Source organism: Paracoccus sp. SMMA_5_TC (assembly GCF_009696685.2).
Taxonomy (GTDB): domain Bacteria; phylum Pseudomonadota; class Alphaproteobacteria; order Rhodobacterales; family Rhodobacteraceae; genus Paracoccus.
In genome coordinates this window covers 2,500,932-2,516,639 of sequence record NZ_CP102355.1, presented here as the reverse complement: position 1 = coordinate 2,516,639, position 15,708 = coordinate 2,500,932, and the positions used below count along the sequence as shown (strand labels likewise).

The window sequence follows — 15,708 nt, the reverse complement described above, 5'->3', positions numbered from 1 at the left end:
GCGGCCAATGAGTGACGCTATTCTGGTCAAAGCCGTAGATGTCTGCAAGAACTTCGGGGGCTTCAAGGCGCTCGACAATGTCAGCCTCGAGGTCAAGAAGGGCGAGGTCAGCTGTATCATCGGTCCTTCAGGATCGGGGAAAAGCACGTTCCTGCGATGCATCAACCTGCTGGAGCGCATTGATTCCGGGGCAATCTGGGCCAATGGAGAACTGATCGGTTACAGGCGCGAAGGCGACAAGCTCTATGAGATGTCGGATGCAGAACTGGCCCGGCAGCGTCGTGGAATCGGCATGGTGTTCCAGCGCTTCAACCTGTTCCCTCACAAGACGGCACTGGAAAACATCATGGAAGGCCCAGTGCAGGTGCTGGGCGAAGGCCGCAAGGCCGCCAAGGACCATGCGACAGAGTTGCTGGCGCGTGTCGGCCTTGCCGACAAGGCTGGAAGCTATCCCGCAGAACTGTCGGGGGGGCAGCAGCAGCGCGTCGCCATCGCCCGCGCGCTGGGCATGCGGCCTTCGCTGATCCTGTTTGATGAACCGACTTCGGCGCTTGATCCTGAACTTGTGGCCGAGGTGCTGAACGTGATGAACGACCTGGCCGCCTCGGGGATGACCATGATCGTCGTTACCCACGAGATGGGCTTTGCCCGGAACGTCAGCACCAATGTCGCCTTCATGGAAGGTGGCAGGCTGGTCGAGCATGGCCCGTCGGCCAAGATACTCTCCAACCCTGAAAACCCCCGGACAGCGAATTTCCTTCGTGCCGTCCAACATTGAAAACAGGAAGGTAACCAAAATGAAGAAAGCACTACTGACCGTCTCGGCCTGCATGCTGGCCTTTGCCGCGCAGGCGCAGGATCTGCCGGCAAAATATGTGGAAAAGGGCAAGATCGTCGCGGCGAACACGCCAAACTACCCGCCGATGGAATACCGCGATCCCGCCACGAATGAACTGATTGGTCTGGATATTGACCTGGGCAAGGCGCTTGCCAGCAAACTCGGCACCGAAATCGAATGGTCTGAAATCGGGTTCGAGCAAATGGTGCCTGCACTGAATACCGGTCGCATCGATATCGTGCTGAGCGGAATGAGCGATCTGCCCACGCGTCGCGAAACCATGGATTTCGTCGATTACATGCAGTCTGGCGCACAATTCTATACCTCTGCCAAACGCGCCGCAGAGTTCAAGGAACTGACTGATTTTTGCGGCAAGAAGGTCGGCATGAGCCGTCGCACCTCGTTTCCCGACGAAGCCGCCGCCTGGAGTCAGAAACATTGCGAGGCAAATGGCAAACCGGCCTTGCAGGTTGTCGGCACCGAAGGATCCGCCGATGCGCGCACCCAGTTGAAGCAGGGACGGCTTGATGGTGCCGTCCAGGGCGCGGAAACGCTTCCCTATCTGATGCAGCTTGAACCCGACACCTATGCCGTGGTCGGCGAGCCTTTCACCTCGGTTCATCAGGGCATTGCATTCCCCAAGGACGCAACCGACCTGCGCGACGCTTTCGCCGGCGCCCTCAAGTCCTTGATGCAGTCTGGAGAATACAAGGAAATCTTCGAGAAATACGGCTTGGCTCACACCATGCTCGATCAGGTCATGATCAACGGCGAAGCCGTCAACTGACATCAATGGCCCCGGCAAATGCCGGGGCCGCTATTTCAGGCCGAAAGCAACATGCAAACCGATCCCGCTTTCACGGCATCGCCGCATTTTCAGGAACTGACTGCATTCTGTGGTTCGCTGACACTCGACATGCTGCCTGATCGGGTGGTGCGGCGTGGGGTTTGGCATCTGCTTGACACCATGGGTGCAGCGCTGGCTGGCACCTGTTCGGTCGAGTTCAGAAATCTTCGCAATCTGGTGGCCCCGGACGGCCCGGCCCGGCTGCTGGGCGGCGGACAAGGGACCACCGCCCGCGACGCTGCCCTGGTCAACGGGGTGGCTGCCCATGTTTTTGAACTGGACGATTCCGGGGGCTGCGATCACACCGGGGCGGTGGTTCTGCCTGCGCTGCTGGCGGCGCTGGCGGGAATGCCAAAGCCGGTTGCGGGCGCAGATTTCCTGTGTGCATGGCTTGCAGGTTATGAGGTCGGCCGGCGCGTTCTGGACGCTTCTGGCGGCTATGGGGCGCATAACGGCGCGGGATGGCATTCGACCGGCACCTGCGGGACGTTGGCCGCGGCCGCCGCTGTCTCGCGTTTGCGCGGCTATGATGCCGCCACGACCGGGCAGGCGATCACAATGGCAACCAGCCTCTCATCTGGGCTATGGGCATTCATTCACGATGGCAGTCAGGCCAAGAAGATCCATGCCGGTCGGGCTGCCGAAGGTGGCATGCTGGCTGCCGATCTTGCTCGGGCGGGACTTTCGGGGCCTTCACTGGTATTCGAAGATGTCTGGGGGGGCTTTTTCAGAACCCTTACAGGTCAGGCCGCGCCCGAGGCGCTATCGCGTGGCCTGGGCCAGGACTGGATGATCGAGCGGGCCTCGCTGAAACCCTATGCCGCCTGCCGGGGCGCGCATTCCGCGATTGACGCGGTCGGTGACATCCTGGCCGAGACCGACCGCGATGCAGGTTCGATCGAGGTCATCGACGTAGTGCTCAGCCCATTCCTGATGGATATGTGCGGCACCGCACGGCTGGATACCCTGGCCGGCGCGCAGATGAGCCTTGGCTATGCTCTGGCGGCGCTATGCGTATTCGGCCGGGTCGATCTGGCTCAATACGCTGCCGAGGCACGAAGCGATAGCCGCATTGCTGCATTCCTTGCAAGGATCCGCTTTCATCCTGACCCGGACCTTCCGCAGATGGCCGAGCCGATGGTTACCGTAACCTTCGCTGACGGCGCGCAAGAAACGCGCATGGTTCCGCGTGCAACCGGTTCGGGCGAGCGACCAATGACAGACGCAGCCATTCGCGCCAAATTCGACAAGCTGTCGGCCATGGTGCTTTCGCCGGCCCAGGCCCAGGCGCTGGCCGAATTTACCTTGTCGATCAAGGATCAGAGCGATTGCCGCTGCCTGCCGTCAATGCTGACCTGCGATATGCCCGAGCCCTCTCTTTTCGGATAGCCGATGACCCATGACCTGACGCCCCGCCCGCTGAACCCGGCACCTGCCGCGCCGGATTTCCCCTGGCCTGAAGGCAAGCGCAGCGCGGTTTTCATCGGCTTCGACGTGGACGCCGAAACCGCCTGGATCGGCAACCGACCCGAAAACGTGGATCGGATGGTCACGACCTCATATGGTGGTTATGACGCCCGTGTCGGAATTGCAAAAATTCTGGAACTGCTGGATGAAACGGGTCTGACGGCCACCTTCTTCATTCCCGGCTGGACGGCAGAGGCGCATACGGCAGCATGTGAGCCCATTGTCGCAGCCGGGCACGAGATCGCCCATCACGGATATCTGCACAAGTGTCCTGACAGAAACAGGCTTGAGGAGGCGCGCGAGGAAATCGATCGTGGGCTGGAGGCATTGCAAGCCCGTCTTGGTGTGCGTCCCGTGGGCTATCGCGCTCCATCGGGCGAAAACTTTCCCGAGCTTCTCGCCTATCTCGCAGATCGTGGACTGCGTTATTCAAGTTCGTTCCGCGATGATATTCGTCCCTATCGTCATCGCTTGCCGGACGGTCGTCCGGGGCCGGTGGAAATTCCGGTCAACTATGCCTTTGATGACTGGAATTTCGGTATGACCAGCCGCCTGGATTCTCGTCCAATCTTCGGCCGGGATTCGATCCTGCCGCTGTGGCTGGACGAGTTCGAGGCGACACATGCGTGGGGTGGTGTTACCACACTGGTCCTGCATCCGCAGGTCTCGGGCCGTCCGATGCGTTGGCGGCTTCTGCGTGATTTCCTGACAAACGTGGTCCGGCGCGATGACGTATGGATCGCCACGGGCGCGCAAATACTCGAGCATTTCGAGAATTGCGAAGGCACGCTGGAAGCGAATCGACCTGCCCCCGGAAGCTCCCGCGCTGCGATGTAGAGTCTGCCCAACCTGAGAGGGGGCCAGACGAGATGAGGAAAAGCCGTGTCACCTAGGCGCGGATTATCGGGATGATCAAGGAACAGGAGGCTGGCTTGCCACCCTCCGCACTCTGTCGGAATCACGGGTTGATCCCCGCGACCTTCTACAAGCTCAAGGCCCAGTATGGCGGAATGGACCTGTACGACACCCGGCGGCTGAAGCAGCTCAAGGATGAGAATGCGTAGCTCAAGCGGCTGTTGTCAGATGCATGATGGACAATGCGGTGTTGAGGGATCTCTTGGGAAAGCCCTGACGGCACAGATGGCGCGGCGAGACGCAGTGCTGCGGGCGGTGAAGGATCATCCGGTCTCACCTTTCCGGACCTGTGCCCTGATCGATCTCGATTCCAAGACGGTGCGACGTGAACGGCCGCCAGACAACCCGCAAATCCATGAGGAGATGCACAAGATCGCGGGAAGCGCCGTCGCTTCGGCTCTCGGCGCGTGATCTTGATCGCTGTCGCGCAGCGGTATGGTCAATGAAGCATCTACGTTCCGGCACGCAAATACCTGACGCGAAAGGCCGGGCATATGCCCGGCCTTTGCAATGGTTTTCAAAGCCTATGGCTTATTCGCGGTTACCCATGAACTGCAGCAGGAACATGAAGAGGTTCAGGAAGTCGAGGTAAAGCTGCAGCGCACCCATGATGGCCGACTTGCCCAGGAAGTCGCGATCCGAATTCGCCAGCTGCAGATAGGTATTCTTGATGTTCTGCGTGTCGAAAGCGGTCAGACCGGCAAAGATCAGAACCCCGATGACCGAGATCGCGAACTGCATGGCGCTGGATTTCAGGAAGATGTTGACGATCGACGCCACGATCAGGCCGATCAGCCCCATCAGCAGGAAGGTTCCCATTCCCGACAGGTCGCGCTTGGTGGTGTAGCCGTAAAGCGACAGCCCGGCAAAGGCGATTGCCGTCACCAGAAAGGTCTGCACGATCGAGAACGAGGTGTAGACCATGAAGATCCAGCTGATGGACAGCCCCATCAGCGCGGCGAAGAAATAGAACAGCGTCGTAGCGGCGCTGACCGAAAGGCGGTTGACCGCCGCGCCAAAGGCAAACACGACCAGCAACGGCGCGAACATGATGACCCAGCGCAGCGGCGAGGTATAGATCGCCGCGCCCAGCGCAGTCAGCGTGCCGTCGGGATTCTGCGCCAGCCCGGCGATGCCCCAGGCGGCGCCGGCGGTGACAAGCATGGCCACGGCCATCAGGCCGTAGACTTTGTTCATATAGGCGCGCAGGCCTTCATCCACCGCAGCCGAGCGCGTCGCGGTCCCGGCCGTGCGGATCGAATTGTAGTCTTGCATAGGTTCTCCCCGGTCGAAAATCGCGGTGCGGCCGCGGATTGGCCCACCATCGAGCCAAATATTGGTCACACGGGCACTTTTTTCAATCCGCCGCGTCCGCCTCGGGGGGCGATATGACGAAAATTTCAGATGCTAACGATCACCTTTCCGGTCGCCTTTCGGTTGCGCAGCAGATCATAGCCGTCCTTCAGGTTCTGCAGCTTCACGACAGCCCCGGCATGAGGGTGCAGCTTGCCGGCGCGATAAAGATCGAACAGCGCCTGAATATCCTTGTTGAGGGTGTCGGGATCAAGCTGATGATATCCGCCCCAGTAAAGTCCATGAATGGCGATGTTCTTGACCAGCGCATGGTTCAGCGGCAGCACCGGGGGCTTGCCGCTGGCGAAGCCGATCAGCAGAAAGCGTCCGCCTGGGCGCAAGGCGGCAAATGCCTGTTCGGCCAGTGCGCCACCGACGGGATCATACACCACATCGACGCCACCCATTTCACGCAGCGCGGCCAGCAGATCGGGGCAGTCGTCGCTGTCGAGCGTGTCACTGGCCCCGACCTCCCGGGTAATCTGAAGCTTGTCCTTGCCGCGGGCAACTGCGATCACCCGCGCGCCCAATGCGGCGCCGATTTCGACCGCGGTCAGTCCGACTCCGCCCGCGGCCCCCAGCACCACCAGCGTTTGCCCCGCCTGCAGCCGCGCCAAATGGGTCAGGGCCAGGTGACTGGTGCCATAGGCGACCAGAAAACCGGCGGCCTCTTCATAGGTCATGCCTTCGGGGATCGGATAACAACGCGAAGCCGGGAAAAGGTTGGCCTCGGCCATTGTGCCCTGCGCCTGGACTGCCACGCGCGTGCCCGGCGACAGGCTCACCTCCGGGCCGACGGCAAGTATCTCGCCCGCGCCTTCCAGCCCTGGAATGAAGGGCAGCGGCGGGGTTTCCTGGTAGCGGCCCTGGGCCATCAGCAGATCGGCGAAATTCAGCGCGGCGGCGTGCATGCGCACCAGCACCTGACCGGGGCCGGGTTGGCCCAGCCCATGGGTATCGGGCACCGGATCGCCCTCCATTTCCCTGACCTGCATGATCTGCCAGTGCTTTTCCATATCGGTCCCTTCCTGCGCTCGTCGGGGTCGTGTCTCGGAAGTGGTAGAAATTGGCTGGTGGCGTAATCTCCGGGTGAACCAACACCCACCCAACCGGCGGCTGCAACCGCCAGGGAGATCACGCCATGAAGCAGAATATCGACAACTCGTCCTTTTCGCTACTGCCCGAGGCAGGCGGGTATGATCCGATCGAGGATCGCCTGCGGGCGAATGTCCGGGCCACCATTGAGGCCATGTTCGAAGAGGAACTTGCCGACTTTCTTGGTCGGCTTCGTTACGGCCGCGGCAACGAGCGGTCCAGGGGCTACCGCCACGGGCATCGCGACCGACAGCTGACCGGCACATTCGGCACTGAGACGGTGCGGGTTCCTCGTGCCCGGATCGAGGACGAGGCCGGCAAGATCAGCGAATGGCGCTCGAAGGCCCTGCCACGCTACAAGCGGCTGACGAAGAGGGCCGAGGCACTGATCGCAGCGGTCTACCTGGCTGGCACCAACACGCGCCGGGTCAAGCGGGCGCTGTTCGGCTTATTCGAAGGCGCCGTGAGCAAGGATGTCGTCAGCCGGGCCTGGCGCAAGGTGAAGGTCGACTGGGACGCCTGGTCCGCCCGCGACCTGACCGGCGAAGAGATCGTGCGGCTCATTCTCGACGGCACCGTCATCAAGACCCGGCTGGACCGCAAGGCCACCAACATTTCGGTGCTGGCGGCGATCGGCGTGCGGCGCGACGGGCAAAAGGTGCTCCTCTCGATCAGGAACATGGGCGGCGAAAGCACGGCTGCCTGGGGCAGCTTCCTCGCCGACCTGGATGCGCGGGGCCTCAGACGGCCCGAGTTCGTGATCGTTGATGGTGCCCCCGGCCTTGAGGCCGCGCTTGTGGCGCTCTGGGGCGAGGACCTGCCGATCCAGCGCTGCACGGTTCACAAGCACCGTAACCTGCTCGGCCACGCCCCCAAGCGCCTGCACGACGAGTTGAGCGAAGACTACCGCGACATGATCTACGCCGACACCGCCGCCGAGATCGAGAAGCGTCGCAAGGCTTTCCTGCGGAAGTGGAAGCTGAAGTGCCGGGCCGTGGCCGATAGCCTGGAGGAAGCAGGTGACCGGCTCTTCAGCTTCACGCGCCTCGATCCTTCACAATGGAAATCCGCACGGACCACCAATGCCATCGAGCGCCTGAACGAGGAATTCCGGCGCCGGATCAAGACCCAGACCGTGCTGCCCTGCGCTGAAACCGTGCCGATGCTGCTATGGGCGCTCCTGGCGTCAGGGCAGATCCAGATGCGAAAAGTCGATGGCTGGGAAACCCTCTCTCAGCCTCTCGTGCCGATGCCTCTTGACCTCGCGGCCTGACCGGAGCCAACGTTACATGCCCGGAGCGCGCTGCTTGGCAAATTCCACCACATTCGCGACACAACGCTCGTCGGATATGCCGCCGCATTCTTGACACCGGGCAGGGGTGGGCCGCCAGCCTTTTCTGGCCTGGGGGGACCATTGTCTTTTTGGACAAGTGCCAATGATCGAACTCGAAAATTGCGCCAACTTGGTGTAGCGCCACTTTAGATTGAGTGAGGTGTTACCATGAAACACAATGTGGACGTGCATGTCGGCAAGCGCATCCGGCATCGCCGCTGGATGATCGGCATGACCCAACAGCAGCTTGCGGAAAAGGTCGGGATCAAGTTCCAGCAGATCCAGAAATATGAAACCGGGATGAACCGGGTTTCGGCTTCGCGGCTTTGGGATATCTCGCGCGCGGTCGATGTGCCGATCAGCTTCTTCTTTGAAGGTCTGGATGAGGCGAACCTGACCGAGGCCGTGCCCGGCGACATTCTTGCCGATAAAGAGGCGCTGCAGCTGGTTCGGGCGTATTACGCCATGCCCGAAGCACAACGGCGCCAGATCTTCGAGCTGGCCCGCGTGCTGTCCGACGCCGCCTGACACTGCTGCGACGCAGGCTTTCGCTTGCCTGCAATGGGCGCTAGAACCTGCCTGAAAGGGACAGGAAAGGTGCGCCGATGGTTCCGCAAACGCTTCAGATTTCGGCCGAACAGGCCGACCGGATCGTGCAGGTGGCGCATCGGCTGGCCGACGCCGCCCGTCTCGAGACTTTGAGGCTGTTCCGCAGCCCGGCCCTGCGGCCCGACAACAAGGCTTCGGCCGGATTTGATCCTGTGACCGAGGCTGATCGAGCCAGCGAGCGCGCGATGCGCGCGATCCTCGAGGCCGAGCGGCCGCTGGACGCTATCCTGGGGGAGGAATACGGTCCGCGGTCCGGAAGCAGCGGCCTCACATGGGTGCTTGATCCGATCGACGGCACGCGCGCATTCATGGCGGGCGCGCCCAGCTGGGGGGTGCTGATCGGTGTGACCGATGGGCAGGGTCCGATCTATGGCCTGATCGATCAACCGCATCTGGATGAACGTTTCGAGGGCGGCTTTGGTCGGGCCTGGCTGGCCGGGCGCGGCGCCCGTCAGTCGCTTGCCGTCCGCCAGGGGGTCGAACTGGCAGATGCCACCTTGATGAGCACCTATCCCGAAGTTGGCACCCCGCAGGAACACCGGTCCTTTCGCCGCGTGGCCGACCGGGTGCGACTGGTGCGCTATGGCCTTGATTGCTATGCCTATGCCCTGCTGGCAGCGGGGCATGTCGATCTGGTGATCGAGGCGGGGCTGCAAGCCTATGACGTCGTGGCGCCCATCGCCCTGATCGAGGCCGCTGGCGGTGTGGTCAGCGACTGGCAGGGCGGGCCGGCGCATCACGGCGGTCGTATTGTCGCCGCCGCTTCCCGGGAATTGCACGCGCAGGCGCTGGATTTGCTGAACGGCGATTGAGGCCCGTGCCGCTGGGCACTATGGTGCCGCTAACCTTCAGACCCGAACTGACACGAGGGGCCGCCGATGTCTGACCCGCGCGACGCCGAAACCGAAGCCAGCGAGGAAGAATTTCAGCTCAAGAAGCAGGATCTTGATGCGATCTTGCGGGCCATAGACGAAGGTGACGGCCCGCGACTGGACGCGCTGCTCGAGCCGTTGCACGCCGCCGATATCGCAGACCTGATCGAACAGCTGACGCCGCAGCGTCGGCGCGCCTTCCTGCAGCTTTATTCGGGCGAAATCGACGGCGAGATCCTGTCCGAAATCGACGAATCGATCCGCGAGGAAGTCGTCGAGCAGATGCCGCGCGAGGTGCTTGCCGAAGCCGTGCGGGAAATGGACAGCGACGATGTCGTCGACCTGATCGAGGACATGGAAGAGCCCGAGCAGCAGGCGATCCTGGCCGCGCTTGACGATTCGGACCGCGCGGCTGTCGAACGCTCGCTGACCTATCCCGAATATTCGGCCGGGCGTCTGATGCAGTCCGAGGTGGTGACCGCGCCCGAACACTGGACCGTGGGCGAGACCATCGACTTTCTGCGCTCCGAGGAATGGCTGCCCGATCAGTTCTATCACGTGATCCTTGTCGATCCGCGCCGCCATCCGACGGGCTATGTGACCTTGGGCAAGTTGCTGGCCACCCGTCGTCATGTTCCGCTGCGCGAGATTACAGAGGACAGCTTTCGCACCATTTCCGCGCGGCAGGACGAAGGCGATGTCGCCTATGCCTTCAACAAGTATCACCTGATTTCCGCGCCGGTGGTGGACGATCACGACCGGCTGGTGGGTGTCATCACCATCGACGATGCCATGGCCGTGCTGGACGAAGAGCATGAAGAGGATTTTCTGCGCATGGCCCGCGTTTCCGACGAAAGCCATGTGTCCGACGGTCCCCTGCAAACCGCACGTCAGCGCCTGCCGTGGCTGGTCACCAACCTGTTCACGGCCTCGCTGTCGGCGCTGGTGATCTCGCGCTTTGAATCGACGCTGGAACAGCTGGTCGTGCTGGCGGCATTGATGCCGATTGTCGCCTCGACCGGTGGTATCGCCGGCACGCAGTCGCTGGCAGTTGCAGTGCGTGGTCTGGCAACCCGCGAACTGACCAGTGCCAACGCGCGGCGCGTGATCTTTCGCGAGCTGTTCGCCGGGCTGCTGAACGGGTTGGGTCTGGCTGCCATCCTGCTTCTGGCGGGCACCGTCATCCTGGGATCGGTCTGGATCGGCATGGTGCTGGGCATGGCGATGATGGTCAATCAGGTCGTGGCGGCGCTGGGCGGGGTGCTGGTGCCGCTGGGGCTGAGCCGTCTGGGGCTGGATCCGGCGCTGGCTTCGGGAACATTTGTGACCACCATGACCGATGTGATGGGCTTTTTCGCCTTTCTGGGCCTGGCATCATGGATGTTGATGTAAAGCATGCGTTGCGCCGGCAGGCTTTGCAGGCGCGTGAACGCGGCGGTGATGCGCATGCGTTGAGCCAGAATTTAAGGGAAGTGCTTGCCCCCTGGTCCGGGCAGGTATTGGCCGGTTACTGGCCCATGCGGGGCGAGGCCGATCCCCGTCCCGCCATGACGGCTCACGATGGGCCGGTCTGTCTGCCGGTGGTGACTGCGCCGGCGCAGCCCCTTATATTCCGTCGATACGACGGGCGGCTTGAAGTCGGGCGGTATGATACCCGCCATCCACCCCCCGATGCGCCCGAGTTGCGGCCGCAGGTCTTGATCGTGCCACTGGCAGGTTTCGACCGTAACGGTGCGCGACTGGGTTACGGCGGCGGGTTTTACGACCGGACCCTGGCGCAGCTGCGCGCTGCCGGTCCGACCACAGCCATCGGCCTGGCCTTTGCCGGGCAAGAGATTCGCCTGATTCCCACGGAGCCGACCGATCAACCGCTTGATATGATCGTCACCGACCGGGAAATCATCACGCCCAGCCCCTGAAGTCGATTTTTGCCCATGCAGCATTCACGCTGACGCGGATGCCGTGTCGCTGTGGATGAAATTGTGGATGATGCTTGAACAGCGGCTGCGAAGCGCCCCGGATTGCAGGAATTTCGCGCTATGCGTGAAAACCTGCGCCTTCTGCGGCATTCTGGGGACGAATCTTTGCGGCTGCGGCAAGGCTCGCCTGTCAATGGCGAACGCGGAGATCGGAAAAAATAATTCGGTTGAAACACGCATTCACTCACGCCAGTTTGTGGCGCGTAGCGATCTGGCCACCAGATTTAGTGGCTGAACAGATCGCATCGGGTCAACAACAGGTGAGGGCGGCGGTGGCCGGCCGGGCAGGGATGCGCAGGCATCTGCCCGATCGGTTCGCGCCACCCAGGCGGCAGGGACGGCACAAATGCGGATCGAACGGCGCTTTACCAAGGTCGAAACCGGGGCCTATGGTGGCATCACTTTCAAGACCACCAGCAGCGAAATCCGCAACCCCGACGGCCAGATCGTGTTCCGCAACGAGGCCGTCGAGGTTCCCGAAGGCTGGAGCCAGGTCGCCGCTGACGTGATCGCCCAGAAATACTTTCGCAAGGCCGGGGTGCCGGCGCGGCTGAAGCCCGTGCGCGAAAAATCGGTGCCTGAATTCCTGTGGCGTTCGGTCGCCGACGAACAGGCGCTGGCCGAATTGCCCGAGGCAGAGCGCTACATCGGGGAAACCTCGGCCCGGCAGGTATTCGACCGCATGGCCGGGGCATGGGCCTATTGGGGCTGGAAGGGCGGGTATTTCACCACCGAGGATGACGCCCGCGCCTATTACGACGAAATGCGCTTCATGCTGGCCGCGCAGATGGGCGCGCCCAATTCGCCGCAGTGGTTCAACACCGGCCTGCATTGGGCCTATGGGATCGACGGCCCGGGCCAGGGGCATTTCTACGTCGATTACCGCACGGGCAAGCTGACCCGATCGGACAGCGCCTATGAGCATCCCCAGCCGCACGCCTGTTTCATCCAGTCCGTTGCCGACGATCTGGTGAACGAAGGCGGCATCATGGACCTGTGGGTCCGCGAGGCGCGGCTGTTCAAATATGGCTCGGGCACGGGCACCAATTTTTCGTCCCTTCGAGGGGAGGGCGAGAAACTGTCGGGCGGCGGCAAATCTTCGGGGCTGATGGGCTTTCTGAAGATCGGAGACCGCGCAGCCGGCGCGATCAAATCGGGCGGCACGACCCGGCGCGCGGCAAAGATGGTGATCTGCGACATGGATCACCCCGACATCGAGCAGTTCATCAACTGGAAGGTCATCGAGGAACAGAAGGTCGCCGCGCTGGTGGCTGGTTCCAAGATGCATGAACGCAAGTTGAACGAAATCTTCGCCGCGATCCGTGGCTGGGATGGCAGCATCGAGGATGCGACCGACCCGGCCCGGAACGCGGCGTTGAAATCGGCAATTCGCAGTGCCAAACGCAGCATGATCCCGGAAACCTATGTGAACCGGGTTCTGCAATATGCCCGTCAGGGATTTGATTCGATTGAATTTCCGACCTACGATACCGATTGGGATTCCGAAGCCTATGTCTCGGTCTCGGGGCAGAACTCGAACAATTCGGTGCGGGTGACCGACGCCTTCCTGCGGGCGGTGCGTGAGGATCTGCCTTGGGAGCTGATCCGCCGCACCGACGGAAAGGTGGCGCGCACGGTTTCGGCGCGCGAGTTGTGGGATCAGATCGGGCACGCCGCCTGGGCCTGCGCCGATCCGGGCATCCAGTTCCACGACACCGTGAACGCCTGGCACACCTGTCCGGCGGACGGGCCGATCCGGGGCTCGAACCCGTGTTCGGAATACATGTTCCTGGACGATACCGCCTGCAACCTGGCGTCGATGAACCTGCTGACTTTCTGGAACGGTCGCAATTTCGATGCCGAGGCCTATGTCCATGCCGCCCGGTTGTGGACGCTGACCCTGGAAATCAGCGTGCTGATGGCACAGTTCCCCAGCCGCGAAATCGCCCAGCGCAGCTATGATTTCCGCACCCTCGGGCTGGGCTACGCCAATATCGGCGGTCTGCTGATGACCATGGGGCTGGGCTACGATTCCGATCAGGGCAGGGCCTTGTGCGGGGCGCTGACCGCGATCATGACCGGCGTGGCCTATGCCACATCGGCGCAGATGGCGGCCGAACTGGGGCCGTTTCCGGGCTATGCCCGCAATGCCACCCATATGCTGCGGGTGATCCGCAACCATCGGGCCGCGGCGCATGGCAGCGGCGACTATCAGGGCGTGAACGTCGCCCCGGTGGCGCTGGATGCGCAGAACTGCCCCGATCCGCATCTGGTCGCGCTGGCCCGGCAAAGCTGGGACGATGCGCTGACCTTGGGCGAACGGCACGGCTATCGCAACGCCCAGGCCACGGTGATCGCACCCACGGGCACCATCGGTCTGGTGATGGATTGCGACACCACCGGGATCGAGCCCGATTTTGCCCTGGTGAAATTCAAGAAGCTGGCCGGTGGCGGCTATTTCAAGATCATCAACCGCTCGGTTCCCGCCGCGCTCGAGGCGCTGGGCTACACATCGACCCAGATCGCGGACATCATCGCATATGCCGTGGGTCACGCCAGCCTGGGCAACTGTCCCGCCATCAACCATGCCAGCCTGATCGGCCACGGCTTCGGCCCGCGCGAGCTGGAACGCATCGAGTCGGCGCTGGAAGCGGCTTTCGACATCCGTTTCGTATTCAACCAGTGGACGCTCGGCGAAAGCTTCTGCCGCGAAACCCTGGGTATCCCGGCGGAAAAGCTGGCCGACCCGACCTTTGACCTGCTGCGCCACCTGGGCTTCAGCAAGGCGCAGATCGACGCCGCCAACGACCATGTCTGCGGCACCATGACGCTGGAGGGGGCCCCGCATCTGGACCCGGCGCATCTGCCAGTATTCGACTGTGCCAATGCCTGCGGCAAGAAGGGCAGCCGCTATCTGTCGGTCGACAGCCACATCCGCATGATGGCGGCGGCGCAAAGCTTCATCTCGGGGGCGATCAGCAAGACGATCAACATGCCGAATAGCGCCACGATTGCCGATGCGCTGGCGGCCTACGAACTGTCCTGGTCCTTGGGGATCAAGGCGAATGCGCTTTACCGCGATGGCTCGAAACTGTCGCAACCGCTGGCCGCCGCCCTGGTCGAGGATGACGAGGACGCCGAGGAAACCCTGGCCACCGGCAGCGCGCAGGAAAAGGCCGCCGTCATTGCCCAGAAGGTGGTCGAGCGGATCATCGTCAAGGAGGCCGTGCGCAGCCACCGCGAAAAGCTGCCGCATCGGCGCAAGGGTTATACCCAGAAGGCGATCGTCGGCGGACATAAGGTCTATCTGCGCACCGGCGAATACGACGACGGCAGTCTGGGTGAAATCTTCATCGACATGCACAAGGAAGGTGCCGGCTTTCGGGCGATGATGAACAATTTCGCCATCGCGGTGTCGGTCGGCCTGCAATACGGCGTGCCGCTGGAGGAATTCGTCGATGCCTTTACCTTTACCCGCTTCGAGCCGGCGGGCACGGTGCAGGGCAATGACAGCATCAAGAATGCGACCTCGATCCTCGATTACGTGTTCCGCGAACTGGCCATCAGCTATCTGGACCGCACCGATCTGGCACATGTGCCCCCGCAGGGGGCGCGGTTTGACGACCTGGGCGAGGGCGAGCCGCAGCCGAATGTCGGCCCGGTCAGCGACGGCGCGTCGCGTTCGCTGGAAATGCTGCGCCAGATCAGTTCGACCGGTTATCTGCGCAAGCGTCTGCCGCAGGATCTGATGGCGCTGCAATCCGGGGTTTCGGCCATGGCGGTTGCGCTGCCCGAGGGCGGGGTTGCCACCATGGATGCACGCGCCAAGGCCAGGATGCAGGGCTATGAGGGCGATCCCTGTGGCGAATGCGGCAACTATACCCTTGTCAGGAACGGCACCTGCATGAAGTGCAACACCTGCGGCGCGACCAGCGGGTGCAGCTGATGGCGCGTCTGGACACCCATCCGGCCGCCGCGCCGGGGCAACCCCTGCCGAGCCCTGACGTCGCGGGGGTGGAGCTGATCGTGGGCGCGCGGCGCGTAACCCCGCAAGCCGTGCGCGCGGTCGCCGGCGGCATCGAGGTCGAGCTGCGCGGGCCGGCACTGCTGGCGGTTCTGGATGCCAGTTTTCAGGGTCAGGACAGCATCGAGGTTCTGGGCGGCCGCTGGCATCGCCATCGGGCGCAGGTTTCTGCCATCAGCATGCAGGGGGCCAGCAGTCGCGTCTTGCTGACCTGCGCGGAGCGCTGCCAGCCCTTGAACTGATCTGTCAGGCGCTAATGCAGGTGACGGCAGTCACGATCAGTTCATGTCGGTGGATGCGGCGCGGGCTTGAAACGGGCTCGAAAATCCGGCCGAAGATAAGCATATTGCCGCAGGGCACTGCGAAGGCCCGGCCG

Annotated in this window: 14 protein-coding genes and 1 pseudogene; 13 read left to right on the top strand and 2 right to left on the bottom strand. The window is 62.6% G+C overall.

The genetic code is table 11. From position 1 onward, the window contains the following. Window positions 1-7 precede the first annotated feature (7 nt). The 5 genes and pseudogenes from GB880_RS12965 to GB880_RS12945 form a co-directional block, all read left to right on the top strand. The gene (locus GB880_RS12965; protein ID WP_154494279.1) at window positions 8-778 is read left to right on the top strand and encodes an amino acid ABC transporter ATP-binding protein; all 771 of its coding nucleotides are present in this window, start codon (window positions 8-10) and stop codon (window positions 776-778) included. 19 nt (window positions 779-797) lie between these two features. Beyond that, on the top strand, window positions 798-1,625 hold the full coding sequence (locus tag GB880_RS12960; RefSeq protein WP_154494280.1) for an ABC transporter substrate-binding protein: 828 nt from the start codon (window positions 798-800) through the stop codon (window positions 1,623-1,625). Between the two features lie 51 nt (window positions 1,626-1,676). Beyond that, on the top strand, window positions 1,677-3,074 hold the full coding sequence (locus GB880_RS12955) for an MmgE/PrpD family protein (protein ID WP_154494281.1): 1,398 nt from the start codon (window positions 1,677-1,679) through the stop codon (window positions 3,072-3,074). Window positions 3,075-3,077: 3 nt separating this feature from the next. Then, complete coding sequence (locus tag GB880_RS12950) at window positions 3,078-3,989, top strand: polysaccharide deacetylase family protein (protein ID WP_154494282.1); 912 nt, start codon at window positions 3,078-3,080, stop codon at window positions 3,987-3,989. Between the two features lie 71 nt (window positions 3,990-4,060). Next, window positions 4,061-4,477 (top strand): annotated as a pseudogene (locus GB880_RS12945) (transposase); the annotation flags it as partial. A 121-nt stretch (window positions 4,478-4,598) separates the two neighbouring features. On the opposite strand, the gene GB880_RS12940 reads toward GB880_RS12945, so the two are convergent. Further along, window positions 4,599-5,342, bottom strand: a complete 744-nt coding sequence (locus GB880_RS12940; RefSeq protein ID WP_154494283.1) for a Bax inhibitor-1/YccA family protein — start codon at window positions 5,340-5,342, stop codon at window positions 4,599-4,601. A gap of 125 nt (window positions 5,343-5,467) precedes the next feature. Continuing rightward, a complete protein-coding gene (locus GB880_RS12935) occupies window positions 5,468-6,436 on the bottom strand; it encodes an NADPH:quinone oxidoreductase family protein (RefSeq protein WP_154494284.1) in 969 nt (322 codons plus the stop codon). A gap of 125 nt (window positions 6,437-6,561) precedes the next feature. On the opposite strand from GB880_RS12935, the gene GB880_RS12930 reads away from it, so the two are divergent. The 8 genes from GB880_RS12930 (at window position 6,562) to GB880_RS12895 (ending at window position 15,574) form a co-directional block, all read left to right on the top strand. Beyond that, entirely contained in the window at window positions 6,562-7,788 is a 1,227-nt protein-coding gene (locus GB880_RS12930; protein ID WP_154494635.1) for an IS256 family transposase, read from the top strand. A 228-nt stretch (window positions 7,789-8,016) separates the two neighbouring features. Next, window positions 8,017-8,376 (top strand): helix-turn-helix domain-containing protein, encoded by a 360-nt coding sequence (locus tag GB880_RS12925; RefSeq protein WP_154491864.1) that lies wholly within the window; start codon window positions 8,017-8,019, stop codon window positions 8,374-8,376. A gap of 77 nt (window positions 8,377-8,453) precedes the next feature. After that, window positions 8,454-9,269, top strand: a complete 816-nt coding sequence (locus GB880_RS12920; RefSeq protein ID WP_154491861.1) for an inositol monophosphatase family protein — start codon at window positions 8,454-8,456, stop codon at window positions 9,267-9,269. 66 nt (window positions 9,270-9,335) lie between these two features. Next, the gene (gene mgtE, locus GB880_RS12915; protein WP_154491859.1) at window positions 9,336-10,721 is read left to right on the top strand and encodes a magnesium transporter; all 1,386 of its coding nucleotides are present in this window, start codon (window positions 9,336-9,338) and stop codon (window positions 10,719-10,721) included. Further along, window positions 10,706-11,248 carry a 5-formyltetrahydrofolate cyclo-ligase gene (locus tag GB880_RS12910; RefSeq protein ID WP_154491856.1) on the top strand — a complete coding sequence of 181 codons (543 nt, stop codon included), beginning with the start codon at window positions 10,706-10,708 and terminating at the stop codon, window positions 11,246-11,248. Before mgtE ends, GB880_RS12910 begins: the two co-directional genes overlap by 16 nt. A 67-nt stretch (window positions 11,249-11,315) precedes the next feature. Further along, the gene (locus GB880_RS12905) at window positions 11,316-11,543 is read left to right on the top strand and encodes a hypothetical protein (RefSeq protein WP_154491853.1); all 228 of its coding nucleotides are present in this window, start codon (window positions 11,316-11,318) and stop codon (window positions 11,541-11,543) included. A gap of 111 nt (window positions 11,544-11,654) precedes the next feature. Continuing rightward, a complete protein-coding gene (locus GB880_RS12900; RefSeq protein ID WP_263467180.1) occupies window positions 11,655-15,254 on the top strand; it encodes a vitamin B12-dependent ribonucleotide reductase in 3,600 nt (1,199 codons plus the stop codon). Beyond that, window positions 15,254-15,574: a hypothetical protein gene (locus GB880_RS12895; RefSeq protein ID WP_229774310.1), complete on the top strand. Its 321-nt coding sequence runs from the start codon at window positions 15,254-15,256 to the stop codon at window positions 15,572-15,574. Before GB880_RS12900 ends, GB880_RS12895 begins: the two co-directional genes overlap by 1 nt. The last annotated feature ends 134 nt before the right edge of the window (window positions 15,575-15,708 follow it).